Here is a 22,837-nt window from a genome sequence, read left to right on the forward strand (position 1 = left end):
CAGGCTATGCCCTCTCGGCGCATCCCTGCGCCTCGCCCCGGCCTTGCGGAAACGCCTCGGCGATTTTCAGCCGGACCTGGGCGCCGCTGTAAGCCATGTATTTATCTTTGATAGATTTATCGCGGGATCTTTAGGGCTGCCGGGTGGCGGCTACGCCTTACCCGGCCTACAACACCGTAGGCCCGGCAAGCGTAGCGCCGCCGGGCAGTCAGACCGCAGAGGATAACCTTATTCCACTGCCTCGGGTTTAACCCGCACACCCGCAAATACCATCACCATCGCCGCCACCAGCAGTACGCCGCTGGCGGTGAATACCCCGCTGGCACCGTTAAGATCGAACACCGCCCCGCCGCCTGCCGCACCGGCACCGATCGCCAGTTGAATCGAAGCGACCATCAAGCCCCCTGCACTTTCGGCTTCGTCAGTGACGGTCGTTGCCAGCCACGTTGACCAGCCCACCGGCACCAGCCCAAAGGCAAAGCCCCACAAGGTGACCAGCAGACCATCGACCAGCGCCAGATGACCAAAGACCACCATCAAGAGCGCGAGGATCCCCATTACCAACGGCACCAGCGCCAGGGTCAGACGCAGATTGCGCGCCAGCAGATGTCCGGCAATCGAGGTACCCACAAAGTTTGCCACGCCAAAGCCCAGCAAAATCAGCGACACCGTCTCGACGTTGGCCTGCCCTACTGTCTCAAGGAACGGACGCAGGTAGGTAAAGAAGGCGAAGTGACCGCTGAAAATCAGGATTGTCGCCAGCAGACCGCCCATCATCCCCGGACGGCGCAACACCCGTACCAGCGTGCGCAGACTGCCGCTGTTCTCAGGGCGCATCGACGGTAAAACCCGCAGCTGCCACAGCAGCGCCAGCAGGCTGGGGATCACGCAGAGCAGAAACACGTTGCGCCAGCCGATCAGACTGCCGAGATAGCTCCCCAGCGGGGCCGCCACTACGGTAGCAATCGATACCCCGGAGAAGATGATCGCCAGCGCTTTTGGCACGTCGCTGGCGGGCACTAACCGCATGGCGGTGGCGGTGGACATCGCCCAGAAACCGCCAATCGCCACGCCCAACAGCAAACGGCCCATCAGCAGCACGTGCAGCGACGGCGCGAAGGCCACCATCAGGCTGGAGATGACCTGCAACACCGAGAAGAACATCAGTACCCAGCGGCGGTCGATACTTTTGGTGGCGGAGGTGATCAGCAGGCCGGTGACCAGCGCCACCAGCGCGGTCGCGGTGACCGATTGCCCGGCGACACCCTCACTGACGCCGAGGCTTTCGGCCATGGGCGTCAGCAGGCTGGCAGGTAAAAACTCGGCGATGATCAGGCCGAACACCCCCAACCCCAGCGACCAGACCGCGCGCCAGGCGGGGATTATTGGGGCGCTGGCCTCGTTTGCGCTGATGGATGAATTCATCTGTTACTCTCCGGTTATTAATATGTGACGTATGTCGCAAATCATAGGAAGTTCCCCGCAGACGATCTATGACATATAATCTTCAATTATTGATTAATCGTCCGGGAATCCAGAAATGTCTCTCCAGCCACCTGATATGATCAGCGAATTACTGCGCGGCATGCGCCTGTCGGGCGTCCGATACCGACGGATTGAAGCCAGCGCGCCGTTTGGCGTGGCCTTTGGTTTTGCCCCCGGTAAAGCGCAGTTTCACTTTGTCAGCCGCGGCCCGGCGGTTCTGCGCATGCGAAGCGGGGCACGCTTTGCGCTCAACAGCGGCGATGCGCTGTTTATCCCCAACGGCGATCCCCATGACCTGCTCTCGGACGACGATACGACGGTCATACCGGTAACCGAGTTTCCCAGCGAGCCGATCTGCAGCACGGTGTGCGATATTCACTGTGAGCCCTGCCCGGACAGCGACAACGTGGTGATATTCAGCGGATGTATGGATTTCGAGCTGGGCGGGATGCAGCCGCTGATCAAAGCGATGCCGGAAGTGATGATGGTCAGCCGACTGATGTCGACCTGGCCGGAGATCCACCCGCTGCTCGCCGCCATGGAGCGGGAGTCAATGGCGCGCCAGGTCGGTTTTGCCGGGATCCTCGCCCGACTTGCCGACGTGGTGGCGGCGCTGATCGTGCGCGGCTGGGTCGAGGCGGGCTGTGGCAAAGCCACCGGCTGGGTACAGGTACTGCGCGACCCGCGCCTGAGCCGGGCGATTTACGCCATGCATCAGCAACCGGGGGTCAACTGGAGCGTGGGGGAGCTGGCAAAAGAGGCCGGTACTTCGCGGTCGGTGTTTGCCGAGCGCTTTCTGTCGGCCACCGGCACCACTCCGGCGAAGTACCTCAGCGAGCTGCGGATGCGGCTGGCGATCCAGTACATCAATCAAGAGAATCAGCCAATCGAAACCGTGGCCCTGCGCCTCGGTTACGGCTCGCTGGCGGCCTTTAGCCGGGCATTTAAGCGGATTGTCGGCCAGTCGCCGGGCGCGCTGCGTGAAGCCAGTCAGATCCCGCAGGAGATCTGACCGGCATTCGGTCAGAAGTAATATTTAAAGCGGACGCGGCCCCCGTAGCGGGCATCGGTGTCGTTGCTGCCGTCCGTCGGATGCGCTTCAACCCAGGAAGCGTAAGCCCCGAGGTAGATATTGAAGTTTTTCATCTTCATGACGTTGGGGATCAGGTACGACGCATGCAGGGTGTGGATGTCGTACTCGCCCGGATCGGTTATCCAGCAGTCGCCGTCGCAGTCGTCATTCAGCCCGGCGGTATTGAATTTATCGACCTCGTTGTGCGCGTAGATATAGCCAAGCTCAAGGTTTTTCCACAGGCCGTTGAACCCGGCGCTGAAGTCGGTTTCGTCGCTGGCATCGAGATACGCCGTGTTGAGGTTCAGCACCATGCCGTTATCCGGATCGTTTTTTTGCCCGTTCCAGGTCATTGTCAGGCCGTAGCCGGTACGATCGGACTGATCGATCCACTGACCTGCGGCATCGCGGTAGCCGTAAGCGTTATTGACCAGGTTGCTCTCCATCGCCAGTGCGCTGGAGAAACGTCCGCTTGACCAGGCGATAACCGGGCGTACGTAGGCCACGTTTTTGTCGTTATCGAGCGTCATGCCGTGATACTGCTTATCGACGAACAGCGAACTGCCGTTTTCCAGCAGGGTGTTGACCTCGAAATACCAATTATCGAGGGTTTTACTCAGCAGGAAGTTGCCGCCGCTGTCGCTACGCCCGCGCCCTTCTTTCATCATGTAGATGTAGCCGTAACCGTCGCTGTAGAGATCGTTGGCGGTGTTGCCGGAGTATTCAACAAAGGTATCCTGGTTGAGCGGGAACATGTCGTAGGCTTCGAAACGCCCGACTTTGATTTTCCAGTCGTTCTCCTGGCCGAAGAAAAAGGCCGCATCATCGAGGTTCATTTTGCCGGTTAAATCCGCCAGCGGCTGTACCGAGAACCCGGCAAACTGCCCGTTGTCCATTCGCCGGTAGCCGTCAAAACCCAGCAGCAGACGGCCATTGATATCCCAGCGCTCGTTATTTGACGGGGCCCAGTCCTTGTTGGCGCTGGTTTTCATCGAGGTCAAACTGCCGCTGCGGCTGGCGGCGTCCATGTTGAATTCCACGTCGCCGTAGAAGCGGATATCGCCGTAGCCAGAGAGCGTCAGCTTTGGTGCCAGGGTGGTGGCCGGTTCGACCGACTCCACGCTCACCGCGTTTGGCCGCTGTATCTGCTGTAAATCGGCAATTTGCGCTTCGGCCTTTGCCGCCCGTGCCTCGGCGTTGGCCAACCGGGCTTCAAGCTGGGCAAATTTCTCATCCACACTGACCGTCGGCGTGGCGGCCAGTAGCGAGGCCGGAAAACAGGCGCTGACCAGCAGCGCAAGGGTATTCATTCGCATAGATTCCATCCCATTTATTATCATTGGTTTCAGTAAATACTTACGAGTTTGCAAATTTCCCGTTGTTTAAATCGCCCACCACGTTATTCATCGCCTGTTCATCCAGGTGGTAGAATTTAATCGCAATGGCGGTGAGCAGATAAAACAGCGACGGGATAAGGGTAAATAGCCAGACAACGCCCTGCACCGCCTGCGCGGATTGCTCGACCGCGCCAGATTGATATTCAAACCCGGCCAGCACCCAGCCGAGAATAGCGCCGCCCACTGCGACCCCTAATTTAATGACGAAGATATTAGCCGCGACGTTCATGCCGGTAATACGGCGCTGGGTTTTCCATTCGCCATAATTATTGGCATCGGTGATCATTGACCATTGCAGAGCACCATTTCCGCCTTGCACCAGCTGGATCAGGAAATGGGCCGCCAGCGGGATCAGCCAGTACTGCACCGGCAGCCAGAAGCAGACGATCCCCAGCCCGGCGTTCAGCAGGTTTATCCAGAACGAGACTTTGATTTTACAAAAGCGGGTGCCCAGCGGCTGGGCCAGCACCGAGCCGAACATCGAGGCGATCATCCCGCCGAGCATAAACAGCGAGATGATATCGGTTCCCTGCTTGAGGACGGTGTTGACGTAATAGACCACCGCCCCGCCGCGGATCACCACCGCCACCAGCATCGTAAAGTTGTAAATCGAGAGAATGCGCCACTGCTCGTTGCGAAACAGGATCTTAACGTCCCGCATGATGTTCAGGTTCTCCTCTTTGATCGGCTGAACGCGCTCTGTGGTGGTGAGGAAGCAGGCCACGAACATCAGGCAGCCAATCACGCCAAAAATCGCCATCGCCACCTGAATGCCGGTGGCGCGATCCTGCGGAAACAGGTAGTCCGCCAGCGGCAGAATGCAGGCGGTACCGAGCGCGCCGCCGAGCGGGGTGATGGCAAAACGCCAGGATTGCAGGGAGAGATTTTCACGCGGGTCGGAGGTAAGCGCCGCCCCCAGCGAGCAGTAAGGGATATTGATGGCGGTGTACATCAGGGTCATAAAGATATAGGCCGCGACGGCATACACCACTTTGCCGCTGTCGGAAAACGACGGGATTGAGTAGACCAGCACGCAACTGACGGCGAACGGCACGCAGATGGCCAGCAGCCACGGGCGGAAGCGTCCCCAGCGCGTGGCGGTGGCATCGGCAATTGCGCCCATAATCGGGTCGGTAATGGCATCCAGCAGTCTCACCAGCAAAAACATGGTGCCCATTACTGCCGGCGGCAGCCCGTAAATATCCGTATAAAAATAGGCGAGGATCGCCACTGAGGAGTCAAATACGATATGGCTGGCGGCATCGCCGAGGCTGTATCCTATTTTCTCTTTTACCGTTAATTTTGCTGTTGTCGACATCTACCTTCTCTCCCTGTTATTTTTCAGCCTGCTTTATTTGTGCAGCGACATAATTCCCACAGGCACAGACAATGAATCCATTATGTTTTCTCGCTAAGAAATTATGTTTTTTGCTTTATGTGATCCACGCAATTGATAGCTATTTATCACAGCAATGAGTTGTGGTTATTCATATATTTAACTGTGCTCGTCAGGGCCTAATAAGCGCAGCGGTAATTAATCTGGATTTACGCAAAATGTCGCATTCAACACGCGAACTGGCGGAGTTTCGTCTAAGGTTTTCAGGAGATTGATGTCAGCGGTCACGCTGATCATTGAATATAAGGAGAATAACCATGACGAATCCTCACCTGCACCCTACACTGCGGCTGGCGATTGGCGGTATGCTGCTTGGCGTTACTGCGTTCAGCTATGCGGATGACCCGGCCAACGGCCAGACGCAGCCGCCGGATATCCTGTTGGGTTCGCTGTTTAATGATGTGCAGCGCGCCAAACTGTTCCCCGATCAGAAGACCTTCGCCGATGCGGTGCCGAAAAACGATCCGCAGACAATCCTCGCCGATTACCAGATGCAGCGTAAACAGACCGGCTTTGACCTGAAGCACTTTGTTGACACCAACTTTACCCTGCCGGGCGAAGGCGATAAGTACGTTCCCCCTGCCGGACAGAGCCTGCGCGCGCACATCGACGGCCTGTGGCCGGTGTTGACCCGCACCACCTCCAGCGCCGGAAAGTGGGACTCACTGCTGCCGCTGCCTAAACCTTACGTGGTGCCGGGTGGGCGTTTTCGCGAGATCTATTACTGGGACAGCTACTTCACCATGCTGGGGCTGGCCGAGAGCGGGCACTGGGACAAAATCAGCGATATGGTGGACAACTTTGCCCACGAGCTGGACGCCTGGGGCCATATCCCTAACGGCAACCGCAGCTACTACCTGAGTCGCTCCCAGCCGCCGTTCTTCTCGTTGATGGTTGAACTGCTGGCAACCCACGACCGCGACGCGCTGAAAAAATACCGCCCGCAGATGGAAAAAGAGCACGCTTACTGGATGGAAGGCGTTGATGCGCTCCAGCCTGGCCAGGCGAACAAGCGGGTGGTGAAACTGGACGATGGGGCGATCCTCAACCGCTACTGGGACGATCGCGACACCCCGCGCCCGGAGTCGTGGATGGATGACATCACCACCGCCCAAAACAGCCCGGATCGCCCGGCTGCGGAGATCTACCGCGATCTGCGCTCCGCCGCAGCCTCTGGCTGGGACTTTAGCTCACGCTGGATGGACGATCCGAAAAAGCTGGGCACCATCCGCACCACCAGCATCGTGCCGGTGGATCTGAATGCCCTGATGTTCAAAATGGAAAAACTGCTGGCGAAGGCCAGTCAGGATGCAGGCGACAGCGCGGCGGCCAGCCGCTATGAGACGCAGGCCACCAAGCGTCAGCAAGCGATGGAAAGCCATCTGTGGAATGACAAGGAAGGCTGGTACGCCGATTACGATCTGAAAACCAAACAGGTGCGCAGTCAGCTGACTGCCGCGGCGCTGTTCCCGCTGTATGTGCATGCGGCAGCGCAGGATCGTGCCGATAAAGTGGCAACGGCCACCGCCGCACAACTGCTGAAACCGGGCGGGATCGCCACCACCAACGTTAACAGCGGGCAGCAGTGGGATGCGCCGAACGGCTGGGCACCGCTGCAGTGGGTCGCCGCAGAAGGGTTACAAAACTATGGCCATAAGAAAGTGGCGATGAACGTGACCTGGCGGTTCCTGACCAACGTGCAGCACACCTACGACCGCGAGCAGAAGCTGGTGGAGAAATATGATGTCTCCAGCACCGGCACGGGCGGCGGCGGAGGTGAATATCCGCTGCAGGATGGCTTTGGCTGGACCAACGGGGTGACGCTGAAGATGCTGGATATGATTTGTGCCAGGGAGAAGCCGTGCGACAAAGTACCGGCGACGCAGCCGGCGGCCAACGATGAACCCGCCGCCGCGCCAACACAGAAAAGCGTTGGGCAATAAGTTATAAAAGCGAAAAAAAACGGCTCTTTTACAAGAGCCGTTTTCACGTTTATGCGCGTCGCACCAGCCTGTAAATAGCAAGCACCACAATGGCACCGACCACGGCGACCAGAAAACTGTGCAGGTTAAATCCGGATACATTGCCGCCGACGCCAAACATCGTTGCCAGCCAACCGCCGACAACTGCGCCTACGACCCCAAGGATACAGGTCACAATAAAGCCGCCGCCGTCGCGTCCCGGCATGATGAATTTCGCGATAACACCAGCAATAAGACCAAATACAATCCAGGCGATGATACCCATAGCGATGCCCTCTTGCAGAGTTAAGCTTGCGCGGAACACCGGTCCGCACAGGTAATATCAGTATAGGCAATGGTTGGAAAATCATAAAAAAATCGCGGATTTGTATTAAGTTCTGCCGAAGGCTGCCGATAACTCAACCACAGTTTGTCCAACATCGAGGAGCCCTGGGGCGTGAGTAATTACAGTGAGCAGTTCCTGAAAACTAATCCGCTGGCTGTATTAGGTGTATTACGCGATCTGCAAAAACATGATGTGCCTGTCCGTATCAACTGGGCAGGGAACCAGTTCATCAGTAAGATCCTCGACGCCACCCCGGAACGGCTGGTGATGGATCTTGGCAGCCAGGAGTACGAAAACCGCGCCGTACTGCGCGCAGAGAATATTTCTGTGACCGCCGATACGCAGGGTGCCAAAGTGGAGTTCGAGCTGCCCCGACTGGAACAGGGAAATTATCAGTCGCTGCCCGCGTTTATTACCCCGCTACCGACAACGGTGTGGTGTATTCAACGACGTGAATATTTCCGCATCAGCGCCCCGCTGCATCCGGCCTACTTCTGTAAGGCTAAAATGCCCGATAAGAGCGTGATCCGTTTTCGCCTCCACGACCTGTCGCTGGGTGGGATGGGCGCGCTGATGGATACCGCGAAGCCAGAAGCGCTGGTGGAGGGGATGCGGTTCTCGCAAATTGAACTGGATATGGGCGGCTGGGGTCGCTTCTTCTTTGATGCCCAGCTAATGACGGTCAGCGAACGCAAGGTGGTGGACAGCAAAAACGAAACCATCACCACCCCGCGACTGAGCTTCCGTTTTCTGAATATCGGCCCGGGACCGGAGCGCGAACTGCAGCGCATTATCTACTCGCTGGAGCGCGAAGCGCGGGAACGTGCAAACAAAGTCCGTTAAATGCTGAGGGGCAGCGTTGCGCTGCCCCTCGGTCAGTTACATGGCGTCCATCGCCTTCTGCACTTTCCAGATATAGCGCGGTGCCTGCGGGGACGGATGGTTGTTCACCACATGGTCAAAGAACTCGTCTTTATCCATGTCGTTGATCTCGCCTATCGCCTTTTTGCGATCGGACGAGAAGGTCCTTAGCAGTGCCCCTGCCCCGTTCACGTACGACACCACCAGCGCATATTGCATCACCTCCGGGTCGTCGATCCCTTTCAGAATGCCATGCTCCAGAATGCTCAGGTAGGCGGTGCCCATCGAGATATTACGTTCCGGGTTTTTCAGCTCGCTGGTGGAGGGTTGCCCGCTCCAGCCCATATGGCGATACACTTCCAGCCCGGCGGTAGAAGCTTTTAACTGCATCAGGCCGACGGCGTTTGATTTGCTGACCAGAGTCGGGTTGCCACCGGACTCAACGGCAATTATGGCGGTAACCAGACGCGGACTGACGCCCCAGGCTTCTCCGGCTTTTTCGCTGATCGGCATCCACTGCATCGCCCGCTTAACGGGAACTTCCGGGTTCCATTCCGGTTTTTTATAATCCTGCTTTGAACTGCAGCCTGCCAGCAGCACAATCAAAAAAGCAAACCATCTCAATTTCACGTCATCTATCCTTATGGCCAATCATCGCTGTCACTCTATCCTCCGCTTGATGAAGGACGCGCTCAGGCGGCATGATATATACATTTGGTTTTATAAGTCAGCAAGGAAATGCCATGTCTCAGTTTCATCTCGTCGCACCATCAGGTTACTGCATTAATCAGGAAGCGGCCCAGCGGGGCGTACAGCGGTTACTGGCCGACGGGCATCAGGTACAAAATCAGACGATTATACCCCGCCGTCAGCAGCGTTTTGCCGGCAGCGAGGCGCAGCGGCTGATGGACATCAACGCCCTGACCCAGCTGGCTGGCGCAAACCAGATTGTGATGGCGGTGCGCGGCGGGTACGGTGCCAGCCGTTTGCTGGAGCAGATTGACTGGCAGGGACTGGCCCGGCGTCAGCGCGAGCAACCCCTGCTGATTTGCGGCCACAGCGACTTTACGGTGATCCAGCTTGGCCTGCTGGCTCTGCATAACGTCATTACCTTTAGCGGCCCGATGCTGGCGGGCAATTTTGGTGCCCCGGAAATGAATGCCTTTACCGTCGACCAATTCTGGCGCGCGCTGAACAACAGCACTTACTACGTCGAATGGCAGGGCGACGGCCCGGATACCGAATGCACGGGCCAGCTGTGGGGCGGCAACCTGGCGATGCTGGTGTCGCTGGTGGGCACCCGCTGGCTTCCGGCCATCGAAAACGGCATCCTGGTGCTCGAAGACATCAACGAGCACCCGTTCCGCGTGGAGCGGATGCTGTTGCAGCTGCATCATGCGGGCATTCTTGACCGGCAGAAAGCGATTGTGCTCGGCAGCTTTAGCGGATCGGCCGCCAACGATTACGACGCCGGGTACGACCTCGCGACCATGATCGATTATCTGCGCGCCAGGGTATCAGTGCCGATTATCAGCGGCCTCGATTTTGGTCATGAACAGCAGACGGTAACCCTGCCGCTCGGCGCACAGGCGACGCTTAAGCACAATGCAAATGGCTCACATTTGACTTTAAGCGGACATCCGGTAATAAACCGTTAAAAAAAGCGGCTTAACCCCCTCAATTACGCGCTGTGAGTGTCGTTAATATGTTAGGGTTTTAATAACAGTCACAGCGTCAGGCGGGAGTAAGCAAACATTGGATGCCGCAGCAATTATCAGTCTTTTTATCCTGGGTTCCGTACTTGTAACCTGTAGTATTTTATTAAGTTCATTTTCTTCTCGTCTTGGCATCCCCATTCTGGTCATTTTCCTCGCTATCGGCATGCTGGCGGGCATCGATGGCGTGGGCGGGATCCCGTTCGATAATTACCCGTTTGCCTATATGGTCAGTAACCTTGCGCTGGCGGTGATTCTGCTGGACGGCGGGATGCGCACCCAGGCCAGCTCCTTTCGCGTGGCGCTGGGTCCTGCCCTGTCGCTGGCGACGGTGGGGGTACTGATCACCTCCGGCCTGACCGGGATGATGGCGGCGTGGCTGTTCAACCTGAATATTATGGAAGGGCTGCTGATTGGCGCGATTGTCGGGTCTACCGATGCCGCTGCGGTGTTTTCGCTGCTGGGCGGCAAAGGGCTGAACGAACGCGTGGGCTCGACGCTGGAGATTGAATCCGGCAGTAACGACCCGATGGCGGTGTTTCTGACCATCACCCTGATTGAGATGATCCAGCAACACGAAACCAGCCTGAGCTGGATATTCGCCTGGCATATCATTCAGCAGTTTGGGCTGGGGATCCTGATTGGCCTCTCCGGCGGCTATCTGCTGCTGCAGATGATTAACCGCATCTCGCTGCCTGCGGGGCTGTACCCGCTGCTGGCCCTGAGCGGCGGGATTTTAATATTTGCCCTGACCACCGCCCTCGACGGCAGCGGCATTCTGGCAGTCTATTTGTGTGGCTTCCTGCTGGGGAATCGCCCGATCCGCAACCGCTTTGGCATTCTGCAAAACTTTGATGGTCTGGCCTGGCTGGCGCAGATTGGCATGTTCCTGGTGCTCGGCCTGCTGGTGACGCCGTCGGATCTGCTGCCGATTGCCGTGCCGGCGCTGCTGCTGTCGCTGTGGATGATCTTCTTTGCCCGTCCGCTGTCGGTGTTTGCCGGGCTGCTGCCGTTTAAAGGCTTTAACCTGCGCGAGCGGGTGTTTATCAGCTGGGTGGGCCTGCGCGGTGCGGTGCCGATCATCCTTGCGGTATTCCCGATGATGGCCGGGCTGGATAACTCGCGGCTGTTCTTCAACGTGGCGTTCTTTGTGGTGCTGGTGTCGCTGCTGTTCCAGGGCACGTCCCTGTCGTGGGCGGCGAAAAAGGCCAAAGTGGTGATCCCACCGGTAGGCTGGCCGGTCTCCCGCGTCGGGCTGGATATTCACCCGGATAATCCGTGGGAACAGTTTGTCTACCAGCTCAGCGCCGATAAATGGTGCGTGGGGGCATCGCTGCGCGATCTGCATATGCCCACTGAAACGCGCATTGCGGCGCTGTTCCGCGATAACGCCCTGCTGCACCCCACCGGGAGCACACGCCTGCGTGAAGGCGATATTCTGTGCGTGATTGGCCGCGAACGCGACCTGCCTGCGCTCGGCAAGCTGTTCAGCCAGTCGCCTCCGGTGGCGTTGGATCAGCGCTTCTTCGGTGACTTTATTCTGGAAGCCAGCGCTAAATTTGCTGACGTAGCCTTGATTTACGGCCTGGACGAAGGGCTGGAGTATCGCGATAAGCAGCAGACGCTGGGTGAGATTGTCCAGCAGCTGTTGGGTGCCGCGCCGGTGGTCGGTGACCAGGTTGAGTTTGCCGGGATGATCTGGACGGTGGCCGAGAAAGCGGACAATTCGGTGCTGAAAGTGGGCGTTCGCGTGGCGGAGGACGTCGAGGAATAGCGTGCGGTCTAATGCCCTCACCCCTTCCCTCTCCCACGGGAGAGGGAGCAAACACTAAAAAGGGCAACTGACGTTGCCCTTTTTGCATTTATACCGTGACCACCGGTACCCGTGGGGCCAGGGCGGTTAACAACTCATACCCAACGGTGCCCGCAGCGGCGGCAACATCATCCACTTTGACCTCGTTGCCCCACAGCTCAACCGGCGAGCCAATCCCGGCCTGCGGGCACGGCGTTAGATCGATCGCCATCATGTCCATGGATACCGTTCCCACGGTGCCGGTGCGCACGCCATCCACCCACACCGGGGTGCCGGACGGTGCCACGCGCGGATAACCGTCGGCATAGCCCCCGGCGACAATGCCGATCCGCTGTTCGCCCGACGCCTGGTAGCGGCTGCCATAGCCAACGGTATCCCCCGCTTTCAGGGTCTGGATGCCGATGATTTCGCTGCGCAGGGTCATCACCGGTTTCAGGCCGCTGTTGGCAACGTCCTGCCACTGCCCGGAAGGTGACGCACCGTACAAAATGATCCCCGGACGCACCCAGTCAAAATGCGCCTCGGGATGCCAGAGCGTGGCTGCCGAATTAGACAGCGAACGCGGGCAATCCAGCCCCTCTGCCGCCTGCTCGATGCGCTGCATCGGTGCGGCAATGCCATCCGGCTGCTCTGCATCGGCAAAATGGGCCATCAGGGTCATCTCACCCACGTTTTTGAGCGCCCGCAGCTGCTGCCAGACGCTGTGTACGCGGTCCGGCTGAAACCCGAGGCGATTCATGCCGCTGTTCACCTTCAGGTAAATATCGAGCGGGGCGTGCAGCTTCGCATTCTGCAGCGCCTTGATCTGCCAGTTGCTGTGCAAGCTGGTAGTCAGGCGGTACTTATCAAACAGCGGCAGCTCATCGCTGTGGAAGAAGCCTTCGAGCATCAGAACCGGGCCTTTCCAGCCACGCTCACGCAGCAGGATCGCCTCTTCCAGGTTGAGCAGCGCAAAACCATCGGTCGCACCCAACGCACTCCAGATACGGTCAAGACCGTGACCGTAGGCGTTGGCCTTGACCACCGACCAGATGCGGGACGCGGGCGCGGCGCGACGAACAATTTGCAGGTTATGTTTCAGGGCCTGCAGATCCAGCTGAGCCTGAACGGGACGGGACATGACGACTCCTTGTTAGTTATGCGCGCCGTGAAAATGTTGCGGTCGTGACGGCGTGAATCCCGGACGGTAGCGCGCGACGCTTAAATCATCGAACGGAATGGCGGGCGTGCGTCCGGAGATCAAATCACTGAGCAGCTGTCCTGAACCGCAGGCCATCGTCCAGCCCAGGGTACCGTGTCCGGTGTTGAGCCACAGGTTTTTGAACGGTGTGCGCCCAACCACCGGCGTACCGTCCGGGGTCATCGGACGAAGCCCGGTCCAGAAGGTCGCCTGTTCGATAAATCCCCCACGCGGGAACAGGTCGCCAACGACCATCTCCAGCGTTTCCCGCCGCGGTTGCAGCAGCTCGGTGTTAAAGCCGACGATTTCCGCCATTCCCCCCACGCGGATCCGATTGTTAAATCGGGTGATCGCGATTTTGTATGTTTCATCAAGGATAGTCGAAACCGGGGCACCGCTGTCCTCTTTCACCGGGATAGTCAACGAGTAACCTTTCAGCGGATAGACCGGGATATCAACAATGCCCTTCAGCATCGCCGTGGAATACGAGCCAAAGGCCATCACGTAGGCGTCGGCTTTCACCACTTCGTCGCCACACTGCACGCCGTAGATGTTATCCCCTTCGTACAGCAGCTTATCGACCGGGGTGTTGTAGCGGAATTTAACTCCGGCCTGGGCGCACATCTGGGCCAGATTCTGAGTAAACAGCTGGCAGTCGCCGGTTTCATCATTGGGCAGGCGCAGGCCACCGGTCAGCGTGTGCGCGACCTCGGCCAGCGCCGGTTCCACCTGCGCCAGCTGGCGGGCTTCCAGCAGTTGATAAGGCACGCCCGCGTCTTCGAGCACGGCGATGTCGCGGGTGGCGTTTTCATACTGCTGCGAGGTGCGGAACAGCTGTAAGGTCCCACCCTGACGGCCTTCATACTGGATGCCGGTCGAGCCACGCAGGGCTTTCAGGCAGTCGCGGCTGTATTCTGCCAGCCGCACCATCCGGCCTTTGTTTTCCATGTAGTGGCGGGTGTCGCAGTTGCGCAGCATCTGCCACATCCACTTCAGCTGGAATTGCGTGCCGTCGAGGCTTATCGCCAGCGGCGCGTGGCGCTGGAACATCCATTTAATCGCCTTCAGCGGCACGCCCGGCGCTGCCCAGGGCGCCGCGTAGCCCGGGGAAATTTGTCCGGCATTGGCAGCGCTGGTCTCCAGCGCCGATCCCGGCTCACGATCGATAACGGTCACCTCATGCCCGGCCTGACTTAAGTACCAGGCGCTGGTTACGCCAACGACGCCACTTCCCAGTATGACAACACGCATAGCCACTCCATATATAAGCAAAAGAACAATCTTCTGATTACATATTGATAACCCAGCTGAAAATATTATTCAACATAGGCCTTTTTTATGGTGACTTATCTCACACCTTCCCCTGCATACGGGGGTAGCGCGTATTTGGGATCTCCTGCTACGCGTCATTTTTAACCAGCAGATTATTCTGCCAGAGTGGCCTTTTTCGCTAACAGGAAAACGGGAAATCGCAAAGAAAAAAATAGCGCGCCAGCACGCTTTTGATTGGCGTGTTCTATGCTTGAAATGAGGTTCTCCAGACAGAGAGAGCTACCCACAAAGAGGGCGCGCTAATGGCTACATTTGACCCCATGGATAAGGACACCACCCGTCTGAGCGATGGACCCGACTGGACGTTTGAGCTGCTGGATACCTATCTGGCCGAAATTGACCGGGTAGCGAAACTCTACCGTCTGGACACCTACCCTCACCAAATCGAAGTCATTACTTCCGAGCAGATGATGGACGCTTACTCCAGCGTCGGGATGCCGATTAACTATCCGCACTGGTCGTTTGGTAAGAAATTCATTGAAACCGAGCGCCTGTACAAGCACGGACAGCAGGGGCTGGCGTATGAAATCGTCATTAACTCTAATCCGTGCATCGCCTACCTGATGGAAGAGAACACCATCACTATGCAGGCGCTGGTGATGGCGCACGCCTGCTACGGGCATAACTCGTTTTTCAAAAATAACTACCTGTTCCGCAGCTGGACCGATGCCAGCTCGATTGTCGATTACCTGATTTTCGCCCGCAACTACATCACCCAGTGCGAAGAGCGCTACGGGATGGATGAGGTCGAGAAGTTGCTCGATTCCTGTCATGCGCTGATGAACTATGGGGTGGATCGCTACAAACGCCCGCAGAAAATCTCGCTGCAGGAGGAGAAAGCCCGGCAGAAAAGCCGCGAAGAGTATTTGCAAAGCCAGGTAAACACCCTGTGGCGCACCCTGCCGAAACGCGAAGAAGAGAAAACGGTGGTCGAAGCACGGCGCTACCCTTCAGAGCCGCAGGAAAACCTGCTCTACTTTATGGAGAAGAACGCCCCGCTGCTGGAGCCGTGGCAGCGTGAAGTGCTGCGCATCGTGCGCAAGGTGAGCCAGTACTTTTATCCGCAAAAACAAACCCAGGTGATGAACGAAGGCTGGGCGACGTTCTGGCACTACACCATCCTCAACCATCTGTATGACGAGGGCAAAGTCAGCGAACGCTTTATGCTGGAGTTCCTGCACAGCCATACCAACGTGGTGTTCCAGCCGCCTTACAACAGCCCGTGGTACAGCGGCATCAACCCGTATGCGCTGGGCTTTGCCATGTTCCAGGACATCAAACGTATTTGCCAGACGCCAACGGAAGAGGATAAATACTGGTTCCCGGATATCGCCGGTTCCGACTGGCTTGAGACGCTGCATTTTGCGATGCGCGATTTCAAAGACGAGAGCTTTATCAGCCAGTTCCTGTCGCCGAAAGTGATGCGTGATTTCCGTCTGTTTACGGTGCTGGATAACGATCACAACAACTATCTGGAGATTTCGGCGATCCATAACGAAGAGGGTTACCGCGAGATCCGCTCCCGCCTCTCCTCCCAGTACAATCTGAGTAATCTGGAACCGAATATTCAGGTGTGGAATGTGGATCTGCGTGGCGATCGCTCGTTGACCCTGCGCTATATTCCGCACAACCGCGCTCCGCTGGATAAAGGGCGTAAAGAGGTGTTGAAGCATGTCCACAGGCTGTGGGGCTTTGACATTCTGCTGGAGCAGCAAAACGAAGACGGCAGCGTAGAGTTACTCGAGCGCTGCCCGACTAAGAGCAATATGTTGTAATCAGGTGCAGTCTGGTCAAGGCAAAAAAAACCTCTCGTTTGAGAGGTTTTTTTATTTTAGCGTCCCTGAATAACCAGGTCGCCCGGCAGATTTTTCTGCATCCGGTGCCAGATCTCGCCGCTGTCGTGGCCGTAGCGACGCACGGTTTCATACACCTGGTCGTGCATCCCTTCGGAACACAGTTCGCTCAGCTTATGGTAGAAACCCAGTGCCAGGCTGCGGGCTTCGGGGTTGGCGAAGTAGTGACGTCCAATGCGGGTGTACAGCCCTTTCATCCCGTTGAGGATCAGGCCGTAGATCGGGTTGCCGGAGGCAAACGCCAGCCCGCGGAAGACGTTGTAATCGAGCATCGCAAACGCATCAGCGTGATCTTCCACTGCCATGGCGCGCGCGAGCACTTCCAGTGCTTTATCCGGGTGCTGGCGAAACGCCGTGCGGATAAAGATGGTGGCGATATTGGTGCGCACGGAGAGCAGATTATCAATCAGCTGCGGCACGCTTTCATGATCGAGACGCGCCAGCGTTTCGAGAATATTCAGACCCGACGTTTCCCAGAAGTTATTCACTTTGGTCGGTTTGCCGTGTTGGATCGTCAACCAGCCATCACGCGCCAGACGCTGTAATACTTCGCGTAAGGTGGTGCGTGTGACGCCAATCAGTTCAGAGAGTTCGCGTTCTGCGGGAAGAATCGAGCCTGGAGCAAAACGGTTATTCCAGATGCTTTCGATAATATACTCTTCAGCGAAACCCGCCGGGCTTTGCGCCTTTATGACCATAGTGAGTTTTCCAGTCCACTGCTTTTTACAGAATTACTCATCATACCAGAGGCAAGCAGAGGCAGGTAGCGCAGCGAGGCGAGAAAAGGGGATCGCTGTTTCATTTTTATTATTTAAAAAATTCCGCTTCTGCCCCCTCGCCGACCTGCTTTGCGTATACTTAGCTCGTAATAAACTGACGGGGAAGGAAATCTGTTGTGGAAATGTCTTACAGTCGCGCCCTGTGGCGCAATTTTCTCGGCCAGTCGCCTGACTGGTACAAAATCACCCTTATTGTTTTTCTGATTGTTAACCCTCTGCTGTTTCTCGTTGATCCCTTTGCTGCGGGCTGGCTGCTGGTGGCGGAATTTATCTTCACCCTGGCGATGGCGCTGAAATGCTACCCACTGCTGCCGGGTGGTCTGCTGGCCTTTGAGGCGGTGGTGATCGGCATGACCCGCGCGGAACATGTAAAAGAAGAGCTGGCGGCTAACCTCGAAGTACTCCTGCTACTGATGTTTATGGTCGCCGGGATCTACTTTATGAAGCAGCTCCTGCTGTTCATCTTTACCCGCCTGCTGTTGAGCATTCCCTCTAAGGCTCTGCTGTCGCTGGCCTTCTGCCTGGCGGCGGCGTTTCTGTCGGCCTTTCTCGATGCCCTGACCGTGGTGGCGGTAGTGATCAGCGTGGCGGTTGGGTTTTACGGGATATATCATCGGGTGGCCTCCTCGCAGCCGGAAAACGCGCTGCAGGATGACAGCCATGTCGATGCCCAGCAGCGCGAGGTGCTGGACCAGTTCCGCGCCTTCTTACGCAGCCTGATGATGCATGCAGGCGTAGGCACCGCGCTGGGCGGGGTGATGACCATGGTTGGCGAGCCGCAAAACCTAATTATCGCCAAGGCCGCCGGATGGGGGTTCGGCGACTTTTTCCTGCGCGTTGCACCCGTGAGCGTGCCGGTGCTGATTTGCGGGTTGTTCACCTGCTGGCTGGTTGAGAAACGCCAGTGGTTTGGCTACGGCGCGCAGCTCCCCGCCCAGGTTCGTGCCGTGCTGCACGAGTATGACGAACAAAGCCGCAGCCAGCGCCCCCGTCAGCAGACACTGGCGCTCGTTTTTCAGGGTCTTATCGGCGCCTGGTTAATCTTCGCGCTGGCGTTTCATCTGGCGGAAGTGGGCTTGATCGGCCTGTCGGTGATTATCCTCGCCACCTCGTTTACCGGCGTGACGGAGGAGCATGCGATCGGTAAAGCCTTTACCGAAGCGCTGCCTTTTACCGCGCTGCTGGCGATCTTTTTCGCCATCGTGGCGGTGATTGTCGATCAACAGCTGTTTGCGCCGATCATCCGCTATGTTCTACAGGCTGAACCCGATGCCCAGCTGTCGCTGTTCTATCTGTTTAACGGCCTGCTGTCGGCAATTTCCGACAACGTGTTTGTCGGCTCGGTGTATATCAATGAAGCCAAAACCGCCCTGCAGAACGGAGCGATCAACCAGCAGCAGTTTGAACTGCTGGCGGTGGCGATCAACACCGGCACCAACCTGCCCTCCGTCGCCACGCCAAACGGCCAGGCGGCATTCCTGTTCCTGCTCACCTCTGCGCTGGCACCACTGATAAGGCTCTCTTATGGGCGGATGGTGTGGATGGCGCTGCCGTATACGGTTGTTTTAACCGGAGTCGGCTTGCTGTGCGTCAAATTTACCCTCATTCCTTTAACGCAATGGATGCTGCAGACGGGTATACTGACGGCGCTTTAAGTGCGTAAACCGGGCGTTTCGCTGCCCGGTGGCACTTTCCGAATGATAAATATGCTATTACGTTATATTTTGCGCGCCGCTGATGGCGCGCGAAATGTTTTCGTTTACACTGCGCTTTCTATGCATGTCCCAGGGAAATGATTATGTTGAGATTTTTGAACCAATGCTCGCGCGGTCGCGGAGCGTGGTTGCTGTTGGCCCTGACCGCTTTTGCCCTCGAAATGGTGGCATTGTGGTTCCAGCATGTAATGTTGCTGAAACCCTGCGTGCTCTGCATCTATGAACGCTGTGCGCTGTTCGGCGTGATGGGCGCAGGCCTGGTGGGTGCCATCGCCCCCAAATCCCCACTGCGCTATGCGGGTATCGCTATCTGGCTGTACAGCGCCTGGAAAGGGATTGAGCTGGCCTGGGAGCACACGATGATGCAGCTGCACCCGTCACCGTTTATGACCTGCGACTTTGCCGCCCGCTTCCCGAGCTGGCTGCCGCTGGACAAATGGCTGCCGCAGGTGTTTGTCGCCTCCGGTGACTGCTCTGTGCGCCAGTGGGAGTTCCTGACGCTCGAGATGCCACAGTGGCTGGTGGGTATTTTTGTTGCCTTCTTCGTGGTGGCCCTGCTGGTGCTGATTGCCCAGCCGTTCAAACCGAAAAGACGCGATCTGTTTGGTCGGTAAACGCAAAACGGCAACCTGGTTGCCGTTTTTTTTGTTTGCGCCCTCTCCCCGTGGGAGAGAGTTGGGGTGAGGACATCAGGCCGCACACTACGCGCATAAAAAAACCCGCCTCGGCGGGTTTTTTATTATGCGCGGGTAGGATGATTCAGTATATGGTCTTCCCAGTCGCGCACCTCGGATTCCTTCACCGCAATATGGCGCACGGAAATGCGCTCGCCGTGCATCGCTGCTTTCGACCCCGTCAGCAACGGGTGCCATTTCGGCAGATCCTTTCCTTCCGCCAACAGGCGATAGGCGCAGGTCGGCGGCAGCCATTCGAAGGTCGGCAGATTATCGCGGGTCAGCTTGATGCAGTCCGGTTCGAACTCGAAGCGGCGCTCGTAGTTACGACACTGGCAGGTTTTGATGTTCAGCTGCTTACAGGCGACGTTAGTGAAGTAGATTTCGTCTGAGTCTTCGTCCATCAGCTTATGCAGGCAGCACTGGCCGCAGCCATCGCACAGTGATTCCCACTCAGCGTCGGTCATGGTCTCAAGTGTCTTGCTTTGCCAGAAAGGGATTTCGCTCATAAGAATGTCCACGCATCAAAAGAAAGCGCACCTTATAACCAGTCTGGCACCTTGATGCAAGTTTTGCCGCCCGAAAGAGGCGGCAATAAGGGATTACAGTACGCGGGTAGTCAATGCCAGTCCGTTAAAGGCCACTTCCAGCTCGTCACCATCAGACAGCGGACCCACACCTTCCGGGGTACCGGTGAGGATCACGTCGCCCGGCTTGAGGGTAAAGAAGCGGCTCATGTAGGCAATCAGCGGCACAATCTTGTGGATCATGTCGGACGTTGAGCCCAGCTGGCGCACTTCACCGTTAATCTTCAGGCTCAGGGTGGTGTTCTGCGGATCGTCTTTAAATTCAGAAACCGGGACAAACCCGGAGATCGGGCAGGAATTATCAAAGCCTTTGGCTTTTTCCCACGGCTGACCGGCTTTTTTCATTTTGCCCTGCAGATCGCGCAGGGTCAGGTCCAGCGCAACCCCATAACCGGCAATCGCCTTCTGTACATGCTCTTCAGAGGCCTGGCGTAGCGTGCCACCAATCAGCACGGCCAGCTCCACCTCGTGGTGAACCGATCCCAGACCCTGTGGCAGTGCCAGCGGCTGGCGCAGATCGCACAGCGCCGTTTCAGGTTTGATGAACAATACCGGCTCATCCGGGACCGCACTTCCCATTTCCTGAATATGCTTAGCATAATTACTGCCTACACAGACGACTTTACTTACTGGAAAATCCAGTAAGGCTCCTTGCCAGTTATGATGTTGATACATGTTAATCCCCTAAAAAGGTTTATGTCATGCTAACAGATAATTCTTAAACTATTTCTTACCCTGCTCTTCAAGATGTTGTTTGAGTAAATTCTCTTGCGGAGGAGGGAGTTGTAAATAATAGCCTTGTTCGGTTAATGCGCTTTTTACTTTTTCCAGATCGGCGTTACGCAATTGTTTACGCCCGTCGAGCGGCATCAACATCACCAGCTGCGCCTTGCCAAAGGACTTCAGCAGGGCCTCAGGCACGCGGGAGAAATCGTCCTTTTTTTCGACATAAAGATAGGTTTGATCGCGCTGGGTACTTCTGTAGATCACACAAAACATATATTTCCTCTGAATAACCGCGGAGGGTGACTTGCCTCAATATAGTTGTGACTATAACATGCCTGGTACTCTTCGGAATATCGTCGCGCTCGCGCGGCGGTTAAAAGCAAATTGAGTAAGGCCAGGATGTCAAACACGCCCATCGAGCTTAAAGGCAGTAGCTTCACCTTATCAGTGGTTCATTTGCATGAAGCAAAACCCGAGGTTATTCGTCAGGCGTTAGAAGACAAAATTGCGCAGGCGCCCGCATTTCTGAAACATGCGCCGGTGGTGATCAACGTCAGTGCGCTCGAAGCGCCGGTTAACTGGCGGCATGTGCAACAGGCAGTCTCCGCTACGGGTCTGCGCATCGTGGGCATTAGCGGCTGTAAAGATGCCGAACTGAAAGCAGAAATTGACCGTGCAGGCCTTCCGCTGCTGAACGAAGGCAAAGAAAAAGCCCCACGGACCGCCCTCCCGGAGAGCGAGCCCTCTGCTCCACCTGAGCCAGCTGTTATCCCTGTCACAAAAACACGATTTATTGATCTGCCGGTTCGTTCCGGTCAGCGCATTTATGCGCCAAACTGCGATTTGGTTGTGACCAATCACGTCAGCGCAGGTGCGGAGCTGATTGCAGACGGCAATATTCATATTTATGGCGCAATGCGCGGCCGCGCGCTGGCAGGTGCCAACGGCGAGCGCGATGCACAAATATTTTGTACCCACCTGGAGGCGGAGCTGGTCTCCATCGCAGGGGTTTACTGGCTGAGCGATAAAATCCCGGCCGAATTTTATGGCAAAGCGGCGCGTCTGCGACTGGCAGATAACGCTTTGGCCGTTCAACCGTTGAATTGATCCCTTTTTCACAAGGAATTTCTATGGCACGCATTATTGTTGTTACTTCTGGTAAAGGAGGCGTTGGCAAGACCACCTCCAGCGCGGCCATCGCAACCGGTTTAGCCCAGAAGGGTAAGAAAACCGTCGTTATCGATTTTGATATCGGTCTGCGTAACCTCGACCTGATTATGGGCTGCGAGCGCCGCGTGGTGTACGATTTCGTTAACGTGATTCAGGGTGATGCCACGCTGAATCAGGCGCTGATTAAAGATAAACGTACGGAAAATCTCTTTGTTCTCCCGGCATCTCAGACGCGCGACAAAGATGCACTGACCCGCGAAGGCGTGGAAAAAGTGCTCGATGAGCTGAAAAAGATGGAGTTCGACTTCGTGGTCTGCGACTCCCCGGCAGGCATCGAAACCGGTGCGCTGATGGCGCTGTACTTCGCCGATGAAGCGATTATCACCACCAACCCAGAAGTGTCGTCCGTACGCGACTCAGACCGTATTTTAGGGATCCTCGCCTCAAAATCCCGCCGTGCGGAAAATGGCCAGGAACCGATCAAAGAGCACCTGCTGCTGACCCGTTACAATCCGGGTCGCGTGAATAAAGGTGATATGTTGAGCATGGAAGACGTGCTGGAGATCCTGCGCATCAAACTGGTTGGCGTCATCCCGGAAGATCAGTCCGTGTTGCGTGCTTCTAACCAGGGCGAGCCGGTTATCCTCGACGTTAACGCTGACGCGGGTAAAGCCTATGCCGATACCGTGGATCGTCTGCTTGGAGACGAACGTCCTTTCCGCTTCATAGAGGAAGAGAAGAAAGGTTTCCTCAAACGCCTGTTCGGAGGATAAGT

20 protein-coding genes and 2 pseudogenes are annotated in these 22,837 nt (G+C 56.8%); 10 read left to right on the forward strand and 12 right to left on the reverse strand.

Annotated features, from left to right (window positions below; all coding sequences use genetic code 11):
* Positions 1-228 precede the first annotated feature (228 nt).
* On the reverse strand, positions 229-1,425 hold the full coding sequence (locus M8013_RS13935; RefSeq protein ID WP_271268400.1) for an MFS transporter: 1,197 nt from the start codon (positions 1,423-1,425) through the stop codon (positions 229-231).
* Between the two features lie 115 nt (positions 1,426-1,540).
* Here M8013_RS13935 and M8013_RS13940 point away from each other — a divergent pair, with 115 nt between their 5' ends.
* Positions 1,541-2,497 (forward strand): AraC family transcriptional regulator, encoded by a 957-nt coding sequence (locus M8013_RS13940; RefSeq protein WP_271268401.1) that lies wholly within the window; start codon positions 1,541-1,543, stop codon positions 2,495-2,497.
* Positions 2,498-2,508: 11 nt separating this feature from the next.
* Here the strand turns inward: M8013_RS13940 and M8013_RS13945 are convergent, their stop codons facing one another.
* Both M8013_RS13945 and M8013_RS13950 read right to left on the reverse strand, forming a co-directional pair.
* Positions 2,509-3,873, reverse strand: a complete 1,365-nt coding sequence (locus M8013_RS13945; RefSeq protein WP_271268402.1) for a carbohydrate porin — start codon at positions 3,871-3,873, stop codon at positions 2,509-2,511.
* A 40-nt stretch (positions 3,874-3,913) separates the two neighbouring features.
* On the reverse strand, positions 3,914-5,272 hold the full coding sequence (locus M8013_RS13950) for a glycoside-pentoside-hexuronide (GPH):cation symporter (protein WP_271268403.1): 1,359 nt from the start codon (positions 5,270-5,272) through the stop codon (positions 3,914-3,916).
* Between the two features lie 335 nt (positions 5,273-5,607).
* Here M8013_RS13950 and M8013_RS13955 point away from each other — a divergent pair, with 335 nt between their 5' ends.
* Positions 5,608-7,293 carry an alpha,alpha-trehalase gene (locus tag M8013_RS13955; protein ID WP_271268404.1) on the forward strand — a complete coding sequence of 562 codons (1,686 nt, stop codon included), beginning with the start codon at positions 5,608-5,610 and terminating at the stop codon, positions 7,291-7,293.
* Between the two features lie 49 nt (positions 7,294-7,342).
* On the opposite strand, the gene M8013_RS13960 is transcribed toward M8013_RS13955, so the two are convergent.
* Complete coding sequence (locus tag M8013_RS13960) at positions 7,343-7,597, reverse strand: GlsB/YeaQ/YmgE family stress response membrane protein (RefSeq protein WP_271268405.1); 255 nt, start codon at positions 7,595-7,597, stop codon at positions 7,343-7,345.
* Between the two features lie 171 nt (positions 7,598-7,768).
* On the opposite strand from M8013_RS13960, the gene ycgR reads away from it, so the two are divergent.
* Positions 7,769-8,500: a flagellar brake protein YcgR gene (ycgR, locus tag M8013_RS13965; RefSeq protein WP_271268406.1), complete on the forward strand. Its 732-nt coding sequence runs from the start codon at positions 7,769-7,771 to the stop codon at positions 8,498-8,500.
* A 36-nt stretch (positions 8,501-8,536) separates the two neighbouring features.
* Here the strand turns inward: ycgR and emtA are convergent, their stop codons facing one another.
* Entirely contained in the window at positions 8,537-9,148 is a 612-nt protein-coding gene (gene emtA, locus M8013_RS13970) for a membrane-bound lytic murein transglycosylase EmtA (RefSeq protein ID WP_271268407.1), read from the reverse strand.
* A 113-nt stretch (positions 9,149-9,261) separates the two neighbouring features.
* On the opposite strand from emtA, the gene ldcA reads away from it, so the two are divergent.
* Positions 9,262-10,176 carry a muramoyltetrapeptide carboxypeptidase gene (gene ldcA / locus M8013_RS13975; RefSeq protein WP_271268408.1) on the forward strand — a complete coding sequence of 305 codons (915 nt, stop codon included), beginning with the start codon at positions 9,262-9,264 and terminating at the stop codon, positions 10,174-10,176.
* A gap of 97 nt (positions 10,177-10,273) precedes the next feature.
* A pseudogene (locus tag M8013_RS13980) lies at positions 10,274-11,938 on the forward strand (potassium/proton antiporter); the annotation flags it as partial.
* Between the two features lie 3 nt (positions 11,939-11,941).
* Here M8013_RS13980 and M8013_RS23615 read toward each other — a convergent pair.
* From M8013_RS23615 to M8013_RS13990, 3 genes and pseudogenes are all read right to left on the reverse strand, one after another.
* Positions 11,942-12,028, reverse strand: a pseudogene (locus M8013_RS23615) (hypothetical protein); the annotation flags it as partial.
* A 67-nt stretch (positions 12,029-12,095) separates the two neighbouring features.
* Positions 12,096-13,166, reverse strand: a complete 1,071-nt coding sequence (gene dadX / locus M8013_RS13985; RefSeq protein ID WP_271268410.1) for a catabolic alanine racemase DadX — start codon at positions 13,164-13,166, stop codon at positions 12,096-12,098.
* A 12-nt stretch (positions 13,167-13,178) separates the two neighbouring features.
* Positions 13,179-14,477 (reverse strand): D-amino acid dehydrogenase, encoded by a 1,299-nt coding sequence (locus tag M8013_RS13990; protein WP_271268411.1) that lies wholly within the window; start codon positions 14,475-14,477, stop codon positions 13,179-13,181.
* Between the two features lie 323 nt (positions 14,478-14,800).
* On the opposite strand from M8013_RS13990, the gene M8013_RS13995 reads away from it, so the two are divergent.
* Positions 14,801-16,333: a SpoVR family protein gene (locus M8013_RS13995; RefSeq protein ID WP_271268412.1), complete on the forward strand. Its 1,533-nt coding sequence runs from the start codon at positions 14,801-14,803 to the stop codon at positions 16,331-16,333.
* A gap of 56 nt (positions 16,334-16,389) precedes the next feature.
* On the opposite strand, the gene fadR is transcribed toward M8013_RS13995, so the two are convergent.
* A complete protein-coding gene (gene fadR, locus M8013_RS14000; RefSeq protein ID WP_271268413.1) occupies positions 16,390-17,109 on the reverse strand; it encodes a fatty acid metabolism transcriptional regulator FadR in 720 nt (239 codons plus the stop codon).
* Between the two features lie 197 nt (positions 17,110-17,306).
* On the opposite strand from fadR, the gene nhaB reads away from it, so the two are divergent.
* On the forward strand, positions 17,307-18,845 hold the full coding sequence (gene nhaB / locus M8013_RS14005) for a sodium/proton antiporter NhaB (RefSeq protein WP_271268414.1): 1,539 nt from the start codon (positions 17,307-17,309) through the stop codon (positions 18,843-18,845).
* Positions 18,846-18,988: 143 nt separating this feature from the next.
* Positions 18,989-19,519, forward strand: a complete 531-nt coding sequence (gene dsbB, locus M8013_RS14010) for a disulfide bond formation protein DsbB (RefSeq protein WP_271268415.1) — start codon at positions 18,989-18,991, stop codon at positions 19,517-19,519.
* A 125-nt stretch (positions 19,520-19,644) separates the two neighbouring features.
* Here dsbB and M8013_RS14015 read toward each other — a convergent pair whose 3' ends face one another.
* The 3 genes from M8013_RS14015 to M8013_RS14025 form a co-directional block, all read right to left on the reverse strand.
* Positions 19,645-20,088 (reverse strand): YcgN family cysteine cluster protein, encoded by a 444-nt coding sequence (locus M8013_RS14015; RefSeq protein ID WP_271268416.1) that lies wholly within the window; start codon positions 20,086-20,088, stop codon positions 19,645-19,647.
* 93 nt (positions 20,089-20,181) lie between these two features.
* Positions 20,182-20,841 carry a fumarylacetoacetate hydrolase family protein gene (locus M8013_RS14020; RefSeq protein ID WP_271268417.1) on the reverse strand — a complete coding sequence of 220 codons (660 nt, stop codon included), beginning with the start codon at positions 20,839-20,841 and terminating at the stop codon, positions 20,182-20,184.
* A 48-nt stretch (positions 20,842-20,889) separates the two neighbouring features.
* Positions 20,890-21,165, reverse strand: a complete 276-nt coding sequence (locus M8013_RS14025; protein ID WP_271268418.1) for a YcgL domain-containing protein — start codon at positions 21,163-21,165, stop codon at positions 20,890-20,892.
* Between the two features lie 126 nt (positions 21,166-21,291).
* On the opposite strand from M8013_RS14025, the gene minC reads away from it, so the two are divergent.
* Entirely contained in the window at positions 21,292-21,999 is a 708-nt protein-coding gene (gene minC / locus M8013_RS14030) for a septum site-determining protein MinC (RefSeq protein WP_271268419.1), read from the forward strand.
* Positions 22,000-22,022: 23 nt separating this feature from the next.
* Positions 22,023-22,835: a septum site-determining protein MinD gene (minD, locus tag M8013_RS14035; protein ID WP_271268420.1), complete on the forward strand. Its 813-nt coding sequence runs from the start codon at positions 22,023-22,025 to the stop codon at positions 22,833-22,835.
* Positions 22,836-22,837: the final 2 nt, after the last annotated feature.

It is taken from the genome of Silvania confinis (genome assembly GCF_025564085.1).
GTDB lineage: Bacteria > Pseudomonadota > Gammaproteobacteria > Enterobacterales > Enterobacteriaceae > Enterobacter > Enterobacter confinis.